At 63.6% G+C, this 17,582-nt stretch carries 13 protein-coding genes and 1 tRNA gene; 6 read left to right on the top strand and 8 right to left on the bottom strand.

The features are described 5' to 3' along the window. Positions 1–16 precede the first annotated feature (16 nt). Together EPN33_14745 and EPN33_14750 are read left to right on the top strand one after the other, a co-directional pair. A complete protein-coding gene (locus EPN33_14745) occupies positions 17–1,123 on the top strand; it encodes an ornithine cyclodeaminase family protein (protein ID TAN20622.1) in 1,107 nt (368 codons plus the stop codon). 342 nt (positions 1,124–1,465) lie between these two features. Next, positions 1,466–1,541 (top strand) — tRNA-Glu (locus EPN33_14750). A 704-nt stretch (positions 1,542–2,245) separates the two neighbouring features. On the opposite strand, the gene EPN33_14755 is transcribed toward EPN33_14750, so the two are convergent. After that, positions 2,246–2,758: a hypothetical protein gene (locus EPN33_14755; protein ID TAN20623.1), complete on the bottom strand. Its 513-nt coding sequence runs from the start codon at positions 2,756–2,758 to the stop codon at positions 2,246–2,248. Between EPN33_14755 and EPN33_14760 the strand changes: the two genes are divergently transcribed. The 3 genes from EPN33_14760 to EPN33_14770 all read left to right on the top strand — a co-directional run bounded on the left by EPN33_14760 (position 2,750) and on the right by EPN33_14770 (position 6,910). Next, positions 2,750–4,309 carry a GMC family oxidoreductase gene (locus EPN33_14760; protein ID TAN20624.1) on the top strand — a complete coding sequence of 520 codons (1,560 nt, stop codon included), beginning with the start codon at positions 2,750–2,752 and terminating at the stop codon, positions 4,307–4,309. The genes EPN33_14755 and EPN33_14760 overlap by 9 nt on opposite strands. A gap of 459 nt (positions 4,310–4,768) precedes the next feature. Next, a complete protein-coding gene (locus EPN33_14765) occupies positions 4,769–5,743 on the top strand; it encodes an AcrB/AcrD/AcrF family protein (GenBank protein ID TAN20625.1) in 975 nt (324 codons plus the stop codon). A 15-nt stretch (positions 5,744–5,758) separates the two neighbouring features. Then, entirely contained in the window at positions 5,759–6,910 is a 1,152-nt protein-coding gene (locus EPN33_14770) for a DGQHR domain-containing protein (protein TAN20626.1), read from the top strand. On the opposite strand, the gene EPN33_14775 is transcribed toward EPN33_14770, so the two are convergent. Continuing rightward, positions 6,907–9,477 (bottom strand): serine/threonine-protein kinase, encoded by a 2,571-nt coding sequence (locus EPN33_14775; protein TAN20627.1) that lies wholly within the window; start codon positions 9,475–9,477, stop codon positions 6,907–6,909. The genes EPN33_14770 and EPN33_14775 overlap by 4 nt on opposite strands. Before the next feature lie 39 nt (positions 9,478–9,516). Between EPN33_14775 and EPN33_14780 the strand changes: the two genes are divergently transcribed. Continuing rightward, positions 9,517–10,377, top strand: coding sequence for an NAD-dependent epimerase/dehydratase family protein (locus tag EPN33_14780; GenBank protein TAN20628.1), 861 nt, complete (start codon positions 9,517–9,519; stop codon positions 10,375–10,377). 50 nt (positions 10,378–10,427) lie between these two features. Here EPN33_14780 and pruA read toward each other — a convergent pair whose 3' ends face one another. From pruA to EPN33_14810, 6 genes are all read right to left on the bottom strand, one after another. Next, the gene (pruA, locus tag EPN33_14785; protein ID TAN20629.1) at positions 10,428–12,020 is read right to left on the bottom strand and encodes an L-glutamate gamma-semialdehyde dehydrogenase; all 1,593 of its coding nucleotides are present in this window, start codon (positions 12,018–12,020) and stop codon (positions 10,428–10,430) included. 26 nt (positions 12,021–12,046) lie between these two features. Then, positions 12,047–12,463: a type II toxin-antitoxin system VapC family toxin gene (locus EPN33_14790; protein TAN20630.1), complete on the bottom strand. Its 417-nt coding sequence runs from the start codon at positions 12,461–12,463 to the stop codon at positions 12,047–12,049. Positions 12,464–12,465: 2 nt separating this feature from the next. Beyond that, positions 12,466–12,708, bottom strand: coding sequence for an AbrB/MazE/SpoVT family DNA-binding domain-containing protein (locus tag EPN33_14795; GenBank protein ID TAN20631.1), 243 nt, complete (start codon positions 12,706–12,708; stop codon positions 12,466–12,468). Positions 12,709–12,753: 45 nt separating this feature from the next. After that, positions 12,754–14,175 (bottom strand): hypothetical protein, encoded by a 1,422-nt coding sequence (locus EPN33_14800; protein ID TAN20632.1) that lies wholly within the window; start codon positions 14,173–14,175, stop codon positions 12,754–12,756. Beyond that, entirely contained in the window at positions 14,039–14,752 is a 714-nt protein-coding gene (ric, locus tag EPN33_14805) for an iron-sulfur cluster repair di-iron protein (protein ID TAN20633.1), read from the bottom strand. Before ric ends, EPN33_14800 begins: the two co-directional genes overlap by 137 nt. 68 nt (positions 14,753–14,820) lie before the next feature. Further along, positions 14,821–17,493, bottom strand: a complete 2,673-nt coding sequence (locus tag EPN33_14810; GenBank protein TAN20634.1) for a serine/threonine-protein kinase — start codon at positions 17,491–17,493, stop codon at positions 14,821–14,823. Positions 17,494–17,582: the final 89 nt, after the last annotated feature.

A 17,582-nucleotide genomic window follows, 5' to 3' on the forward strand; every position in this document is an offset into this window, starting at 1 on the left:
CCGCGCACATTGGCTCATGCCTCTGCCGCCGAAAGGATCTGGAGGGTTTATGAGTGCTCCTGGTTCGATGGTCGGGCCTGCACCTGCACCGGTCGCGGAGGCCCGCGCCGAGTGGCTCTACCTGGATCAGGAAGCCATGTGCGCAGCCGGAGTGTTGGACATGCGGCAGGCGATGAGCGCGGTGGCTGCCGTCATGGTGGAATGGGAGAAAGGACGGGTGCGCCAGCCTCACAAGCTGGTGCTCCGCGCGGCCGACAGCAGCGCATGTGAGAGGCAGTGGCGCATCAACGGTTTGTGTGCCGCGCTGGGCGACCCCGTACGCTGGTTGGGAATGAAGTGGATGGCCAGTTTTCCGCCCAACCGCCGTCACGGTTTACCACGCGCCAGCGGCCTCATGATCCTGAATTCACCCGAATCCGGTTTGCCGCTGGCGGTCATGGACGCCACTCTGCTCAGTGCCATGCGCACCGGCGCCGTGACCGGCCTGGGGGTGCAATATTTGGCCCCGCCCGAGGTGCGCCGCGCCGCTATCATCGGTGCCGGCGTCCAGGCGCGCACGCAGGCGCTGGGCCTGGCGACCGCCTGCCCGATGCTGGAGGACATTGCGATCGTGGCACGCCGGCCCGAGGCCGCCTCGGCTTGCGTGGCCGATTGCCGGCGCATCTGGCCGATTCCGGTGCGCGTAGGCGGCCGCGCCGATCTCGCCGTTGCCGACATCCTCGTGACCGCTACCACCGCCGATACGCCCGTCCTCTTCGCCGAGGACGTCCGGCCGGGTGCTCTGACCGTGCAAATCGCCGGCCATGAGTGCAGCTACGAGTTGATCGCCGCCTGCGACAAGATTGTCTGCGACGACTGGGACACGGTGAAGCATCGCGGTCTGTCCACTCCGGCACGCATGCACGCCGCCGGCCTGCTTTCCGATGACCGCATCCATGCCAGCCTGGCGCAACTGCTCACGGGTACACGGCCCGGGCGCGAGCGCGCCGGCGAGCGCATTCACTTTTGCCATATCGGCATGGGTCTCGACGATGTGGCTCTCGCCGCTGCGGTCTACCAGAATGCGCTGCGGCGCGGCCTGGGACAAGCCCTGGAGCTCTGGCGGGCGCCGCTGTGGGCATAGCGAGAGCTCCGGCCGCGGGTTACGCTGCCATCTCTGATTTCGCGCCTGCCCCCCGTCCGGGCCGCTACCGCCGCATTGGCAATTTTCTGGTGCCGCACAGTCCTGCGGGTGAGGCCTGGTACTGGCGGCATCTGCTCCGCCTGCAGCGGCTGTCGCGGCGCAGAGTGCTCGCCCGCTGCCGCCGTGGCGCGACATTTGGTTGCCGCTGGTGATGGCACATTACGCCTGTTGCGGCCAGCAGGCCGCCGCTTGGAGCGCCGCGTGCAACGCCTGGGCCGACTGCGAAAGCCGCCGGGCCTTCTGATCGCGCGCACCAGCATGCTACAGTGGAGTCTGTCGCGTGGCGCCATCGTCTAGCGGTTAGGACGTCGCCCTCTCAAGGCGAAGACCGTGGGTTCGAATCCCACTGGCGCTACCAACTCCCTCAGTTGAACCAGTTGGCTCTACGCCAACAACGGGGAAGGTGGGACCCCGGAGCGGTTCAATCACATAGTACCTTGACGCGCATCCGGTAGTTTTCGAAGTTGCGGAAGCCGTACGCCTGACGGCTGACAAGTTCCATTTAGTTGTGAAAGCCGCGGCTGCCGGCCGCAGGTGCGGCAGTGCAGCTTCCATGCCTGCACCTCCAGCCAGCAGTGTCGCAGCCCCCAGTCCTCGTGCCGCACCACCCGCCGGAAACGCCCGCGGCTGCGCACCGCCGTCGCCCCGCGGCGTCCGCACGCTCGCCCGTTATATTCGCCGTGCTCTACCCGAGCAAGCGCGACGCGCTCACCGCGAAATTCACCCGCCAGCCTCAGGGCTCGCCGTCCGCTTGCGCTCGTTTTCGTCCGGCGCCGCGGCGCGCAGTAGTTGCTCGTAGATCCGATTGCGCTCCAGGGGTGTGCGCGGCTTTCTTTTCGTTCGCAATAGCCGTAATAGTGATCTCATACGCTCAATCCGTAGTTCTGCGTTCGCGGATTCTGCCCCACCGCCACTCTTTTTCGTCGGCAGATTCAGCCTGCAAGTTTAGGGTGTTCGCAGGAACAGTCAGGGCGCAAGGTGCGGATGAGAATGGGTTCAAGTGCGCTTATGAAGCCAAGTTCTGCCTCCAATCCTGGCCCCAATCTTTCTGGGAACCGCCCCCTAGTGTCTCGTGCGGGATACCGCTTGCGGGCCGAAAGAGGCTGCCGCGCCCACAATCAACTCCTGTTTTTCCACCATGCTCAGCCTTGCTGGCGGATGCATTGGCAGGTAGAACCACAACGGCATATTACCGCACGCGACTTCACGGGCTACATCCTTGGCGTGAAGTTGGGACTGATTCCATTGACTGAAACTCAGATTGCGCCGGCCATCCATAATGTCGCGCTCCAGCAGACAGGAAAGCGTCGCGTGAAAGCCGGATTTGGGGTTTTCAATTTCGACGCTGGCGCCGGGTATCACCTCACCGGACGCCAGAGCGACGGAGACCCGGATCTTCAGCGCCGTGAATGGCCTGGTGAAACGTGATAGCCAGCACCAGCAGCACGCAAACACACGCCAAACTGCTGAATGCGCGGCGGCTGAGCTGCGGACACACCTTGGCCATTGGAATGGTGAGACGCGGTTATCTCTTTGACGGTTACATAAACGCGCTAGGCTGAGCGCATGGACCATTTTGATGTGATCGTAATCGGCAGCGGGGCGGGCGGCGGTGCGCTGACCTATCGGCTGGCTGCGAGCGGCAAGCGCATTTTGCTGCTGGAACGCGGCGGGTTTTTAAAGCGCGAAAAGGAGAACTGGGACGCCAAGGCCGTCTTCGTCGATGCTCGCTATCGCGCTTCGGAAGAGTGGCTCGACAAAGATGGCAATGTGTTTCACCCCGGCATTCAGTACTACGTTGGCGGCAACACCAAAGTTTACGGCGCCGCGCTGTTCCGCTTCCGGCCGCAGGACTTCGGCGAAGTGCGGCATCACGACGGGATTTCACCGGCCTGGCCGCTCGACTACGAGGACTTTGAGCCGTATTACACCCGCGCCGAGCAGTTGTTCCATGTCCATGGGCAGCACGGCATTGACCCCATCGAAGGACGCGCGAGCGCGCCCTATCCGCATCCGCCGGTCAAGCATGAGCCGCGCATTCAGAAACTATGCGATGACCTCACCCGCGCGGGTCTGCATCCGTTCCCGCTGCCGCTCGGCATTCTGCTCGATCAGGACGCCAGCGGCCAGCCAGTCTACAACAGTGCCTGCGTGCGCTGTCCCGCCTTCGACGGTTTTCCTTGCCTGGTCCGCGGCAAGGCCGATGCGGAAGTTTTATGCGTGGCGCCGGCGCTGGAGCACCCGAACGTAACGCTGCTGACGGGTGCGTATGTCGAGCGGCTGGAAACCAGCGCGGATGGGCACAGGGTCAGCAAGGTTGTGGTGCAGCGGGAAGGTGCGGTGGAGGAGTATTCGGCCGATATTGTGGTCGTTGCCTGTGGCGCGATCAACTCTGCCGCGCTGCTGTTGCGCTCGGCGAGCGACAAACATCCGCAAGGACTCGCCAACGGCTCCGGCGTGGTCGGCCGGCATTATATGCGGCACAACTGCGCTGCCTACATGGCGCTGTCGCATGAGCCCAATCCGACCATTTTTCAAAAGACGCTTGGGATCAACGATTTTTATTTCCAGGCTGACGATTGGGACTATCCGCTGGGGCAAATTCAGATGCTGGGCAAGTCGGATGGTGAAATGCTGCGCGGCGAGGCGCCTTCGTGGGCCTTAGTGAAACCCGAGTTCACGCTCGACTATATGGCTGAGCACTCGATCGATTTCTGGCTGCAATCGGAAGATCTGCCGCGGCCGGAAAACTGCGTAACGCTGGAACGCAACGGCCAAATCCGCCTGACGGTACATGAAAACAATCTAGAAGCCCACAAGCGGCTGCGCGGCAAGCTGCACGAAAGTCTGCACAAGCTCGGTCTGCACGATCACCTCATGCCGCGCCGGCTCTATCTGGACAAGGAGATCCCTATCGGGGGCACGGCGCATCAGGCGGGCACGGTACGCTTCGGCCGCGACCCCAAGACCTCGGCGCTCGATCTCAACTGCAAAGCGCATCAGCTGGATAATCTCTACGTCGTGGACGCCAGCTTCTTTGTCTCGATCGCCGCGGTGAATCCAGCTCTGACCATCGTCGCCAATGCTCTACGAGTGGGCGATCACCTGCTGGAGCGTCTGCAATAGGGCATGTGGCAACCCACGACTTACGTGGTGGCCCTCGGCCTCATGCTGCTCAGCATGGTGGCCTGGGGGAGTTGGGATAACACCCAGAAGCTGGCACGGCATCGCTCGAACGCGGGCACCCAGCGCGGCTGCGCCGCGCGGCCCGCTCTTTCCGTCCGATGGACCGCTGCGCCGGGGACCCAATGCCCCGGCTCCGCTCGGAGCAGCAATCCGGAGCGTCTACACTAGGGCGTGTGGCAGCCGACCACTTACGCGGCCGCCCTGGGCCTCATGCTCGTCAGCATGGTGGCCTGGGGGAGTTGGGATAACACCCAGAAGCTGGCGTGGCATCGCTTGAACGCGGGCGCCCAGCGCGGCTGCGCCGCGCGGCCCGCTCTTTCCGTCCGTTGGACCGCTGCGCCGGGGACCCAATGCCCCGGCTGCGCTCGGAGGAGCAATCCGGAGCGTCTACACTAGGGCGTGTGGCAGCCGACCACTTACGTTGCCGCCCTGGGCCTCATGCTCGTCAGCATGGTGGCGTGGGGGAGTTGGGATAACACCCAGAAGCTGGCGCGCTGGCGCTTTGAGCTTTTTTACTGGGACTACACCTGGGGCATTGTTGTGGCCGCGGTTGTCTTCGGCCTTGCCTTGGGGAACCTGTCCTCGCTGGCGCAAGCCAGCCCGCGGGCGCTGGCGTGGGCGTTCGTGGGCGGCATCATCTGGAACCTGGGGAACCTGCTGCTGGTGGCCGCCATTTCCATCGCTGGGATGGCGCTGGCGTTTCCGGTCAGCTCCGGCTTGGGCTTGGTGATTGGCGGCGTCCTGAACTACCTGATCCGGCCGGCTGGTAGTCCGCTATGGCTTTTCGGCGGCATCGCGCTGGTTTGCGGCGCCATGGCCAGCGTGGCGCTCGCCTACCGCGGCCTGGAACATCTGCGCGGGCACGACCATGGAACCGGCAGCAAGGGAATGACGCTCAGCCTCGCGTGCGGCGTGGTGCTCGGTTTGTACTATCCATTTGCCGCAAAAGCCATGCAGGGGCCGGGGGCGCTGGGGCCGTATGCGGTCCTGTTCGTCTTCGTCCTGGGGGCGCTGGCCTCAAATTTCTTCTTCAACGGCTGGTTCATGCGGCGGCCCATCCACGGTGCGCCGGTCACCTGGGCGGACTACGCCCGTGGCGCGTGGCCGGCCCATGTTTGGGGCGTCATTGGCGGGGTGGTCTGGGGGATCGGGACCATGGCCAGCTATATCGCCGCCTCGACGTCGTTTGTAGGTCCGGCGACTGCGTATGCCATGGGAGGCGGCAACGCCCTGATTTCGGCGCTCTGGGGCGTGTTGATCTGGAAGGAGTTCCGGGGCGGCGACCGGCACGTCGGCCGCCTGCTTGCATTGATGTTCGTCCTCTTTATACTTGGCTTAATGGCCATTGCCGTGGCACCCTTAAAGGGCATGTAGTGCTAGGATTAGCCCATGTTTGCCACTCGAATTGAGCAAAAAGGAAGCGCCTTTTACTTCATCGCCTACCGCGCCGAAGACCTGCTGGCGCGGGTGCGTTTCAGCAGCCGCTTTTATGGCGAGCAAGGCGAAACGCTGGCTGCCGACGCCACACCCGACGACACCGATGAGGTTGCGCGCTTCATCGCCGGGGTCGAGAAGAAGGACGAGTCGTTTCAACGTGAAATGAAGCGCACCAAGGTCAAGCAGATCATCAACTTCTACGAGACCGCGGAGAGTCAGCCGCCGATTCCCGGCACGATTCTGCTGTTCACGAAAGAGAACCTGCGTTTCACGCCGCTCGGCCGGGGTATCGAAAGCGCGGGCGAGCTGACCGAGCCGCACGAGAAGTTTCTGATCATTGATGGCCAGCATCGCCTGGCGGCGCTGCACTTCTACTGCAAACGCCATCCCCATGAGGCGGTCGGCCTGCGCGTGCCCTGCGTGATTTTCGATGGCCGCAGCGAGGATTTCGCGGTTGAAATGTTCGTGACCATCAACTCGACAGCGACGCGCATCAATAAGAGCCACATGGTGGATTTGTACGAGCGCGTCTCGTGGACCACGCACGAGCAGCGCTTTGCCGCGCACGTCGCCGAGCGGCTGTATTCGCAGCCCGACAGCCCGTTGCGCTATCGCATCAACCGGCTCGGCGGACGCAGCAAGCAGGTGAAATGGATTTTGCAGGCGGAGCTGTTTAACGAGCTGCACCGGTGGACGCGCGACGACGAATGGGATGTGACGGCGCGCAACGCCGCCGACCGCGCCTACGACCTGGTACGCGACTACCTGCAGGCGGCGCGCGCGGCCTGGGGCGATGCCTGGGGCAATGAGCGTTATGAGGTGACCAAGCCGGTCACGCTCAAGGCCATGCTGCGCGTCTGCAATGACCTGGCGATTGACGATCGCGTCGAGGGTCTAGGCGCGGGCGACCGTCTCGCCCGTTGGACGGCACGGCTGCGGCCCTGGAGTGATCTGGTCCGCGACTTCCGCAGCGAGGGCTTTTACGAGCGCTTTCCGGCGAAAGGCCAGCTCGAGCGCGTCAGCCGCGTGGAGCGCAAGCTCGCCGACACCATTGGGCTGGAATCGGCCTCTCGCCCTGCCAAGAAAGCGACCGTTGGCCGTTAGTGCAGGGTGCGCGGCCAGTCGCTGAGCACGCACAGGGATTGGTGATCGTCGGGATATGTGACGGCGAGGAAGCCCTGGCCGTCGGGCGCCGCGGCAATCGCTTCTGGAAAATTCGTTGCCACCACTTGGGGAGTACCCGGCACTGGGGCATCTCCGTTCACGGTTACGGGTATGGCCAGCAGTTGCCCAGTCTCATCGATCACGTCCAGCTCGCGCCCGCCCTTGACCCAGAAGAACCGTGAGGCGCCAGCGGTGGTGACTTGCCACACCGACCCCGAGCCTCCTCGAAACGGTACCAAGTAGACGTTTTCCGGTTGCCCCGGTGGACCCGCGAGATAACCTACCCAGCGGCTATCGGGCGACAGTTCCAGTTCGGCGATATTCATTCCCGGTGTCGCGGCGATGGGACGCAGCGCACCGCCGGCGACGTTCAGCCCCGCCATCGAGTTGAGGCCGCGCTCGTTCACCAGCATGCACAATAGCTCTTTGCCATCGGCTGACCACCCTGCAGGTTCGAAAAATGTAGTTCCCGATGGCCCCGCGCCGATGCGCTGACGTGCTCCGCCGGTCGCGGCGATCCGCCATGCCGTGGCCCGATCCGAATAGGCGATCCAGCGTCCATCAGGCGACCAAACCGGAGAGGAGTGAATCAGTGGTCCTCCAAACGTCAGTCGTGTCGGCGTACCGCCCGTGCTGCTTTGCGTCCAGATATCCTGAATGCCGTTGTCGACGGCGAGCGCGAAGTGCGCACCATCGGGAGCTACCGAAGCCTGCACGGCTTCGCCGCTGTAGCCCGGCAGCAATGGCCCCAACACACCGCTGCGGTTGGTCCACGCCAAACGCTGCGGGCCCGCCGATCCGGAGGCGTACACCAATAGACCCGTGCGTGAAACCGAATAGCCCGGTCTCCAGCTCTCGACATCATCGTAAATCCCGGTCACGACCGGCCGCGGCGAGCCGCTGAGGGTTCCGCTCGCCTGGTCGAGCCGCGCGGCAAGCAGCGTTCCCCGATCTGAATACAGCAGAGCCCCGTCGGCATAAATGCCCGGGGTCTGTGAGGCGATCAGGGGCCGGTTCATGCTGCCGTCAAGCGAAGCCTCGTAAATCATGTCGCGCGTCGGGTCCGCATGGCTGACGGTCATGTACAGAAAATGCTTGCCGTCGGGTAAAAAGTAAGGAAAGCGGTGGGAATCAATATTGGCGGTACCCTTGAGCACCGGTTGTGGCGTGCCGCCGGAAGCACGAATCCGCATCAGACCACCGCTCGAATCCGGAGCATAGAGGATAGTGCCATCCGCCGCCCAGGTCCCACCGCGAAATGTGCCTACGGGCGCCAGCTCGCGCGGCGCTCCGCCCGCTAGGTCGAGCACCATGAGTGCACCGGTGTCGACCACACCGACTTCGGTGGCGCTTTGCACAAACCCGATCTCGCGGCTGTCGGGCGACCAGAAGGGCAGGTCTGCGCCGACGGTGCCGGGCAACTCGCGCGCCACGGGACTATCGAGCGACCGCAACCAAAGGGAGGTGTGATTGCCGCTGCTGGCGAGAAACACGACTCGGCGCCCGTCCGGCGAAATTACAGGCGGACCTGGATGTACGCCCTGAAATGCAAAATGCGTGCCGGGCGGTGGCGCGATCTCGGCGCTGATTTGTGCTGCCGGCGCAGCCGGACGCAGATGCCATGCAACTGCTGCTGCCGCGATCACTGCGGCGGTGGTGATGGCCGGCCACAACCAGCGCCGCCTGGCCGCAACAGCCGCCGGCGCGGCGGCTTCGCCCGCCGCTGCCAGCATCAACCCCGCATCGTGGGCCGATTGCACCCGCACGTCCGGATTCCTCGCCAGGCACGCCTGCACCAGCCGGTGCAACGCCGGCGGCTGAATGGTGTGTGTCCCCTTGTAGGCGGCTTCGGCGGTCGTCATCTCGTAGAGTACGCAGCCAAAGGCATAGATATCGCTGCGCGCGTCGGCCTCACGCCCTTCCAGTTGCTCGGGCGCCATGTAAGGAACGGTGCCCATTACAACGCCGGCTTGCGTCATAGCCGAAAGCGTGGGCGCATCCGATGCGATTGCCGTCTGCGCGAACCCCGAGGTCACATTGGCTTTCGCCAGGCCGAAGTCGAGCAGCTTGGCGCCACCACGCGTGAGCATGACGTTGGCCGGTTTGAGGTCGCGATGGATAATCCCGGCGCGGTGCGCCCGCTCCAGCGCTGAGGCGATCTGCCCGCCAATGGCGATTACTTCGGTCAGCGGTAGTGCTCCGCGCCGCAGCCGCACCGCAAGCGTTTCACCCTCCAGGTACTCCATCACCAGAAATGCCATCGCGCCTTCCTGCCCCAGATCGTGCAGCACGCAGATGTTCGGATGCTGCAGCGCGGCAATCGCGCGCGCTTCTCGCTCGAAGCGTCCGCGCAGCTCGGGCGTGGCATCGAGTTTGGCAGACAAGACCTTAAGCGCGACCGTGCGGTCCAGGCGCGTGTCACGGGCACGATACACCTCGCCCATGCCACCTGCGCCCAGCGCCGACTCTACCTCGTAAGGCCCCAGCCGCGTGCCCCGCTCGATCATGCGGCAAGTATATACGTACTATAGAAACAGGAGGCGGTCATGAAGGTTCTGGTTACCGGCGCCACTGGGCAGATCGGGCGGGCACTGATTACGGAGTTGACCCAGCGCGGCATTCTGGTGCGGGCCTTCAGCCGCAAGCCGCCGGCGGCACATTCCTTGCCGGAAGGCTCCGAGTGGATGCAGGGGGATTTGCTCGATCCGGCCGCGCTCGAACGGGCGCTACAGGGCGTTCATAAGCTTTTTCTGTTGAATGCGGTGGTTCCCGACGAATTAACCCAGGCACTGATTGCCTACAATCTGGCGTGGCGGCTGGGCGTGGCGCAGATCGTCTATCTGTCGGTGTTCAAAGTCGATCAGTTCCGTGATGTGCCCCATTTCGCTTCCAAGCTGGCCGTCGAAGCGGCTCTGCGCGAGTTTGGAATGCCCTTCACCATCCTGCGGCCCGGCTACTTTTATCAGAATGACGCCCGGCTGAAAGATGCGCTGACCGGTGCCGGTATTTACCCGTCCCCTATCGGCCTCGGCGGCATGGCCGCGGTGGACGTTCGCGATATCGCGGAGGCAGCGGCAAGGATCATCACTGGAACCAGCCATGCCGGCAAGACCTACAGTCTGGTAGCCGACCAACTCACCGGTCCGGGCGTAGCCGAAATCTGGAGTCGCGTGCTGGGCAAGCCAGTGCAGTACGCCGGGCACGATTTCGACGTCTGGGAAAAGCAACTGGCTGCGTTCGTTCCGGCGTGGTCGGCGTTTGACCTGCGGGTGATGTTTCAAGGCTACGCCGAACGTGGATTTACAGCTACCCCGACCGAGACAGCCGCATTTGCATCCCTGCTCGGTCGCGCCCCCCGCCGCTACGAAGCTTTTGCGCAAGAGACTGCGGTCGAATGGAAAGCCTGAATGCCGTGGTCCAGACATTCTGCGGGTTAAAGCGGCGCAGCGCCCAACTACTATAGTTTGTGGGCGATGGATTTCGCCTGCGTGAACAGCAGCAGGTAATCGGGGCCGCCGGCCTTGCTGTCGGTGCCGGACATGTTGAAGCCGCCGAAGGGGTGCGCGCCCACCATGGCGCCGGTGCACTTGCGGTTGAAATAGAGATTGCCGACGTGGAACTCGGCGGCGGCCTTCTCCAGCTTTTTCGGGTCTTTGGTGAAGACGGCGCCGGTCAAGCCGTACTCGGTATTGTTGGCGATGGCCAGGCCGTCGTCGAAGCTCTTGCACTTGATGACCGCGAGTACGGGCGCAAAGATCTCTTCCTGCGCCAGGCGCGCGTCGGGCGCAATGTCGGCGAAAACGGTCGGCTCGATGAAATAGCCGGGACCATCGGTGCGCTTGCCGCCGGCGACCAGGCGGCCTTCTTTTTTCCCGATCTCGATATAGTTGAGCGTGCTTTTGAGCGAGCGTTCGTTGATCACCGGGCCCATATAGTTGGCGGCGTCGCCGGCGTCGCCGACTTTCATCTTTTTGGTGCGCTCGGCTAGCTTGTTGACGAACTGGTCGTAGATTTTTTCGTGCACAATGGCGCGCGAGCAGGCAGAGCACTTCTGGCCCTGATAGCCGAACGCTGAGACGGCTACGGCTTCGACCGCGGCATTCACGTCGCTGTCATCGTCGACAAGAATCGAGTCTTTGCCACCCATCTCGAGAACTGTGCGCTTAATCCATTTTTGGCCGGGCTTGGTATTGGCGGCTTTGCGGTTGATCTCCAGGCCGACAGCTTTTGACCCGGTGAAAGAAATGAAGCGCACACGTGGATCGGTCACCAGGGCGTCGCCCACCGTGCCGCCACCACCGGTTAGGAAGTTGACCACACCGCCAGGCAGGCCGGCTTCGGCCAGCGCTTCGACCAGCTTGGCGGCAATCGTCGGCGAATCGCTTGACGGTTTCAGCACCACGGTGTTGCCGGCAACAATGGCCGCGGCGGTCATGCCGCAGGTGATGGCCATGGGGAAGTTCCAGGGCGGAATCACCGCGCCTACGCCCAGCGGAATGTATACCAGCTCGTCTTTTTCGCCGGGCAACTGATGAATTGATTGCGGCCCGAACAGCTTTAATGCCTGGCGGCCGTAGTACTCGAGGAAGTCGATGGATTCGCCCAGGTCGGCATCGGCTTCGGGGAAGGTTTTGCCCGTCTCCAGCGTCAGCCAGGCGGAGTAGTAGGGCTTGCGGCGGCGCATGATTTCGGCCGCCTTGAGCAGAATCTCGACGCGCTTCTCCGGTTTCGTCAGCCGCCAACACTCGAACGTCAGCGCGGCATTGGCGACCGCCTCGTGCGCGGCTTCGACCGTATTTTCCTGATGGACGCCCACGACTTCGCTGCTGCGCGAAGGGTTGTAGGAGTTGAACTTTTTGGCGCTCTTCACCCGCTTGTCACCGATGCGGTTGTCGTATTCGCGTCCCAGCTCGGCGCGCGCCTCGGCCAAGCCTTTTTCGTAGGCCTGGCGCACCTCCGGCTTGCTGAAGTCCGCGAACGGATCGTTGTGGAAGGGCGGAAGATGAGCGAGATCAATGGTGAGCGGAGCAGCAGTGTCAGCGGTAGCCATGTCTCTATTATAAAAGCGGCTGCTCCTTACGGAATCAGCACCAGCTCGGGAAAGTAGGCGCGATAGCGCTCCTGGTCGAGTGTCGCCAGGCGATCGGCGCGCAGTTGCGCGTGCGCCCCGATCACGAAATCCGCAAGCAGGCGCTTAGATTCGCCTCCGCCTGAGCTCCGGCGCTGCCGGCAATATGCCGAGTACGCTCGCCCCGCCGTCTCCCACGTCGCCGCGCCCGTTTCCGGTTCCATTGCGATTCCCGCTTCCTGGAGGAACGTGGAAAGCAGATCTCTGCCGGCGCGCGGATGAGCCAGCAGTTCCGCGTAGACAATGCCAGAGATCATCACGGCTCCTTCGGCTGCACAGCGCACGAGGAGCGATTGCATGTCGCGAAAGCGCTCATTGCCCGACCAGTACAGCGATAGCACATTGGTGTCTACAGCCGTTCGCATCTTCAGTCCTCGTCACGCATTTCGCGAATCCAAGCATTGATTTCCTCCTCGCCGCCTGGGAAGTCGCCCAGAATGCCGGCGTACTTCGCCCAGACGCCCTCTTTGTTTTCCCGTGCTGGACGCACTACGATCTCGCCATGCCGGCGGGCGAACTCGACCTTGTCCCCGGCCTTTACACCCAGCCATTTGCGCACTTCGATCGGGATTGTCACCTGGCCCTTGCTGCTGATTTTGGCCTTCGGCATCGCCTACTCCTTACCTTGAAGTAAAGAATAGCATCTTTACCTGGGTCAGGCTGCTGCGCGCAGGTGGGCGGGCGGGCTGGCGAGGGTGCGGGCGAGATTGTAGGCGAAGAGCGTGAAGGCGGTGATTTCGAGGCCGGCGGAAAACGGCAGCCAGCTCCAAGCGATGGGCCACCAGCCGGGATAGGCCAGCAGTTCGCCGCTGACGCGCAGCAGGCAGCCGATTTCCAGCGACGCCAACGAAATGAACATGAGTGCGGGGCTGTGGAGCAGCTTCATGCCCGCGAAGGCAGGAAGGACGCGCTGGCCAATGGTAAGAACCATGGTAGCGATGAAGCCGACCGTGAACGCGTGCCGTCCAGCGCCGGTCAGACCGGTGTTGGCGGGCGAGAAGGCGGACCAGAGGCCGAGAGCGGCGGATACGACCAGCCATCCGTAAGCGAAACGCAAAAACCAGGGAAATGTGGGATGGATATTTTGCGTCTTTGCCTTGGCAATTGCCGGGCGGAAGATATGTAATCCGGTGACCGCAATCGCGGCTGCCGCTGCCCACAGGAATGCGCCCGGTAGCCACCAGCCGGCGAGCATGGCGATGGCGCCTGCAGCCAGAATCGGCGCCAGAGCGCGCGGAACCCAATCTCTGGACGGGCGCAGGCCGGCAAAGACAGGCAGCCAGCGGGTCGAAAAACCAAAGACGAAGGGCGCCAAAAACGCCCAGGTCATCAGCTCGACCATGCGGCGATCCCACCAGGGTGGGAATGCGGCCGAGGCGCCCCATCCGGCCTGATGGATCGCGCCGGCGAGGTTCACAACGAGCGTCAGGCCAAAGCCAAGTGCGCCAGTGAGCACCAGCATGACCCAGCCGGGCAATGGCTCGCGCGGCTGGCCAGGTACGCGCTTGTGGGCTTTGCGGACAGTGGTCTGAAAAATGCCGTAGGCGAAAAGTTCGAGCGCGGCCGACGCGGGCAACAGAAGGCGCCAGTGCCAGTCGTAGACGCCGGTGAACCAGCGCATGCCGATGGCGCCAGTCCAGACCGCCCAGCAGGTCCAGGCCCAGGCAAAGTTCACACGCGTGCGGTGGCGGCGGGTGAGCGAATGCAGTCCGATGCCAAGAATGAAGCTGCCCACCCAGCCGTAGACTTCAGCATGGCCGTGAGCTTGCAGCCAGGTGGCGGTGACGGCAAAGGGAGCGTGCTGCTGGCTGATTGCAAACAGGTTCCAGAGACCGAGAAAGCTGCCCGGGCCAAGGAGATAAACCAGCCCGGAGCTAATGAACGCGGTCAGCAGCCGCGCCATGCGCTGCTCGTAGCGGCGCAGTTGCTCGGCTGTGGAATCAAGGTTTGCTGTTGCCATCGTCAAGCGCGAGGGCGCGCGGGAACAAAATATTGTTCTCCAAGTGTACGTGTTGACGCATATCGGATTCAAACTCGTCCAGCGCCCGGTACAAGGCGGCGTAAGTGGAGCAGCCATCCGCAGGAACAGCGAACTTGCCTCCGCTGAAGTTGCGGATTTCGACCAGGGCGCGGCCGGTATCGTCGTGCTCGGTCATCATCATGCGCACGGGCGCGGCCAGGCTGGCATTGCCATTGCCGCCTTCGGCGCGTGCGATGGCGGGAAACAGGATCAACTCCTCTTTGGCCATGTGCTGCGCCATCTCACTGACCATGGCGGCGAAGGTGCGTTGAATCTGGCTCAGCTCGGGATGATGGGCGCCATGCGCCGCCACGCACTTCACCAGCCAGCTCTCGATGCGCGGGGTTTCGGAGCGCACGTATTGATGATGCCGCTCGACGATGTGCGACATCAGGCTCTGCATCGGCTCCCGCCGCCAGTGCCGGTCCGGCGCTTCGGCGCTATTCTTCTGGGTCTGGTCGGCGATCGCCTGTAGCACAACCTTAAGTTCAATGCCCTTGTCCCTGCAGACCTCGCTGAGGCTCTTCTTGCCGCCACAACAGAAGTCAATGCCCATCTGTTCGAATACGCGCGCTGCTCCGGGTGTTTCAACAGCCAGGTCTCCCACGGATTGGGAAGCCGCTACGGTTGCCATGGCAATTAGCCCTCCGCGACAAGAATGGCGCTTGCGTGCGGGTCGCAATATGACTTCGGTCACAAGTGCTAGTGCGCCAGCGCGCGCGGCCAATTGGTCACCACCGTTATACCGGTGACCGCGCCGGCGCTGTTGGCGGGTTCGCCGAGCAGGAACGCTTTGCCGTCTGGAAAGGGTGAGTACAACGCCTGGTAGCCGCCGTAGTAGGCTGAGACCTGGCGGGCGGGCATAGCAAACAGCACTTGCGGCGCGGAAAAGGCGAAAGCGCCGCTGTGCGCGGGCAGGACGTGGACTTGCATGAGTTGCTGGCCCGATTGGTAGTACAGATCTTTGCCGTCGTGCGACCAGATGGGACTGTTGCCGTTTGTGGGCGAAATCTGCCAGCGGCTGCTGTTGGGAGGGTTGGGCATTACGAACACGTCCGCTGCTTCCGGGCGCGCGATCTCGGTGGAGTAGGCGATCCAGTGCCCGTCAGGTGAAAACTGCCCATAACCGGCGCCGGGCTGGAGCATCTGATCGGGAACGGATGGCCGCCCGGTGGGTGACAACGTTCGCAAGTGAAGATCGTAGTGCGACCCGTTCAGAGTGGAAAACAGCAGCAACTTTCCGTTGGGCGACAGGCTATGGGGCGCAGCGTAAAGGGACTGCGTCAGTTGTTCGGCGGCGCCAACGCCATCGGTGCGCTTGCGGTACACATCGATCACACCGCCCGGCGCCAAACCGTAATAGAGCCACTGACCATCAGGCGACCACGCCTGATTTTGGTACTGCCCCGGTGCGAAGGTGAGACGGCGCGGAGCGCCGGTGGCAGCGCTCATCAGCCAGATGGCGTCGGCTTTCGCGTCGGAATCCACGCGGCTGGCTGAAATCGTCTTGCCATCGGGCGAGAGTGACCAGCCCAGATAGCGTGCGGGCGCGCCGATGGTGCGCATGACTTTTCCGCTCCGGTCCACGACCACAAGTTGCGTGAGTGGCTGACCGGATTGATCCCAAGCCAGCAGTCCGTTACCCGCGGTGAGCGCCAATGCGCCGGTGGCGCCTGCCAGTCCCATCGGCATCAGCGGGACAGCCAGCGAGCGTGGTGTGCCGGTTGTCTTGCCGCTGCGCCAGTCGAAGGGTTGTGCCGTCAGGCTGCCATCGAGAGAATACAGCAGGGATCCGTCGGCGTAGATCACCTGGGATTCTAATTTCGGCACACCGGCAACTACGTGTGGCGTGCTATCGGCCAATGACGCCTCGAGCAGCGTGCCGTCGTCCTCGTGCGCGTTAAAGCGCAGAAAGATGAAGTGCTTGCCGTCGGGCAAAAACTGTGGCCAGCGGTCCGTGCCGCCTACGGCAGTGCCCGTACTGGCAGTCGCAGACGTGCCGCCCTGCACCGACATCTTCAGCAGTGATCCCGTGGGTGCGGGCTGATAAACGATCATGTCGCCCGCCCCCCAGGTGGCGCCGCGAGCAACTTGTACCGGGCTCGACTCCAGCGACTGGACAGCGCCGCTGGCCACATCCATCACCGCCAGACCGGTGCTGGTGAAAAAGCCGAGGCGCGCGCCATCGCGCGACCAGAACGGCCACTCAGAGCCGATTGTGCCTGGCAGCGGGCGGGCATCGAGCGCACCCATGTGCCGCAACCAGAGTTGATCGACGCCAGTGCGGTCACCGGCGACGTAAGCCATTTTGGTTCCGTCGGGCGAGAGTGCTAAGCCGCCGCCAGGCAGGTCGCCACCGGTGGGTGCAGGAATGCTGAAGCGAACCAGGGCTGGAATGGTAGGCGCGGGCGGACGGGCGAAAAAGTAGACCAGCAGGCCGCCAATGACCAGGCCCGCAACGCCTACCGCCGGCGCCCACCACCCATGACGGCGGCGGGGCGCGGGCAGCGCGGCCGCCTGCATCGAGGTGGAACCGCCGAGCGCGGCGAGTGCGAATTCGAGATCGCGTGCGGACTGAAAGCGCGCGGTAGGGTCTTTTTCCAGGCAATGATCGAGCACACGCTGCAAGGCGGGATCGATGACGGCAGCGGCCGCTGGCTCTTCTTTCAGCACCGCCGACATGGTTTCGACGGCCGTAGCCTTCTGAAAGGCGCGCCGGCCGGCGACCATTTCGTACAGAATCGCGCCCAGCGCAAACAGATCCGAGCGGGCGTCGGCGGCTTCGCCGCGCACTTGTTCAGGCGCCATGTAGCCGGCCGTGCCGAGCACCGAGCCGGCGCTGGTTACCTCGCCCGCCGCGACCGTCACGGCATCGTCACTGACCGGGGCAGTCACTTTCGCCAGGCCGAAATCGAGAATCTTTGCCTGACCGCCGCGGGTTAGGAAAATGTTTTCCGGCTTGAGGTCGCGATGGACGATGCCCCTGGCGTGTGCCGCGGCGAGGCCGCGCGCGACCTGGGCGGCGATTTCGATGGCCTTGCGTGCCGGCAGCGCGGAGGGAGGCGTGAGCCGTTCGCGCAGCGTTTCGCCCTCGAGCAACTCGGTGACCAGATAGGGCGTGCCCTCGTGAACGCTGAAGTCGTACACGCTCAGAATGTTGGGGTGGTTCAGTTGCCCGGCCGCGCGCGCCTCGGTCTCGAACCGGCGCAGCCGTTCGGCATCGCGCGCCCACGCTGCGGGCAGGATCTTGATGGCCACTTCGCGGCCGAGGCGCGGATCGCGGGCACGGTAGACCTCACCCATGCCGCCGGCGCCGAGCGCGGCGATGATTTCATAGGGGCCAAAGCGGGTTCCCGGGGAGAGCACAAGGGGCATTATAAGCGGTAAAATGGCGGACGGGCGTGGAGATGGAGCGCGCGATTGCGTTCGTGCTGCAGCAGCAGGCAAGGTTTGAGACCCAGCTC

It is taken from the genome of Acidobacteriota bacterium, assembly GCA_004299485.1.
In the GTDB taxonomy this organism is placed as follows: domain Bacteria; phylum Acidobacteriota; class Terriglobia; order Terriglobales; family SCQP01; genus SCQP01.

Bases quoted from the DNA above. Each gene is read 5' to 3' on its own strand.
- EPN33_14745 (TAN20622.1), top strand. From the start codon at position 17: ATGCCTCTGCCGCCGAAAGGATCTGGAGGGTTTATGAGTGCTCCTGGT.
- EPN33_14760 (TAN20624.1), top strand. From the start codon at position 2,750: ATGGACCATTTTGATGTGATCGTAATCGGCAGCGGGGCGGGCGGCGGT.
- EPN33_14755 (TAN20623.1), bottom strand. From the start codon at position 2,758: ATGGTCCATGCGCTCAGCCTAGCGCGTTTATGTAACCGTCAAAGAGAT.
- EPN33_14770 (TAN20626.1), top strand. From the start codon at position 5,759: ATGTTTGCCACTCGAATTGAGCAAAAAGGAAGCGCCTTTTACTTCATC.
- EPN33_14775 (TAN20627.1), bottom strand. From the start codon at position 9,477: ATGATCGAGCGGGGCACGCGGCTGGGGCCTTACGAGGTAGAGTCGGCG.
- EPN33_14780 (TAN20628.1), top strand. From the start codon at position 9,517: ATGAAGGTTCTGGTTACCGGCGCCACTGGGCAGATCGGGCGGGCACTG.
- pruA (TAN20629.1), bottom strand. From the start codon at position 12,020: ATGGCTACCGCTGACACTGCTGCTCCGCTCACCATTGATCTCGCTCAT.
- EPN33_14790 (TAN20630.1), bottom strand. From the start codon at position 12,463: ATGCGAACGGCTGTAGACACCAATGTGCTATCGCTGTACTGGTCGGGC.
- EPN33_14795 (TAN20631.1), bottom strand. From the start codon at position 12,708: ATGCCGAAGGCCAAAATCAGCAGCAAGGGCCAGGTGACAATCCCGATC.
- EPN33_14800 (TAN20632.1), bottom strand. From the start codon at position 14,175: ATGGCTGCTCCACTTACGCCGCCTTGTACCGGGCGCTGGACGAGTTTG.
- ric (TAN20633.1), bottom strand. From the start codon at position 14,752: ATGGCAACCGTAGCGGCTTCCCAATCCGTGGGAGACCTGGCTGTTGAA.
- EPN33_14810 (TAN20634.1), bottom strand. From the start codon at position 17,493: ATGCCCCTTGTGCTCTCCCCGGGAACCCGCTTTGGCCCCTATGAAATC.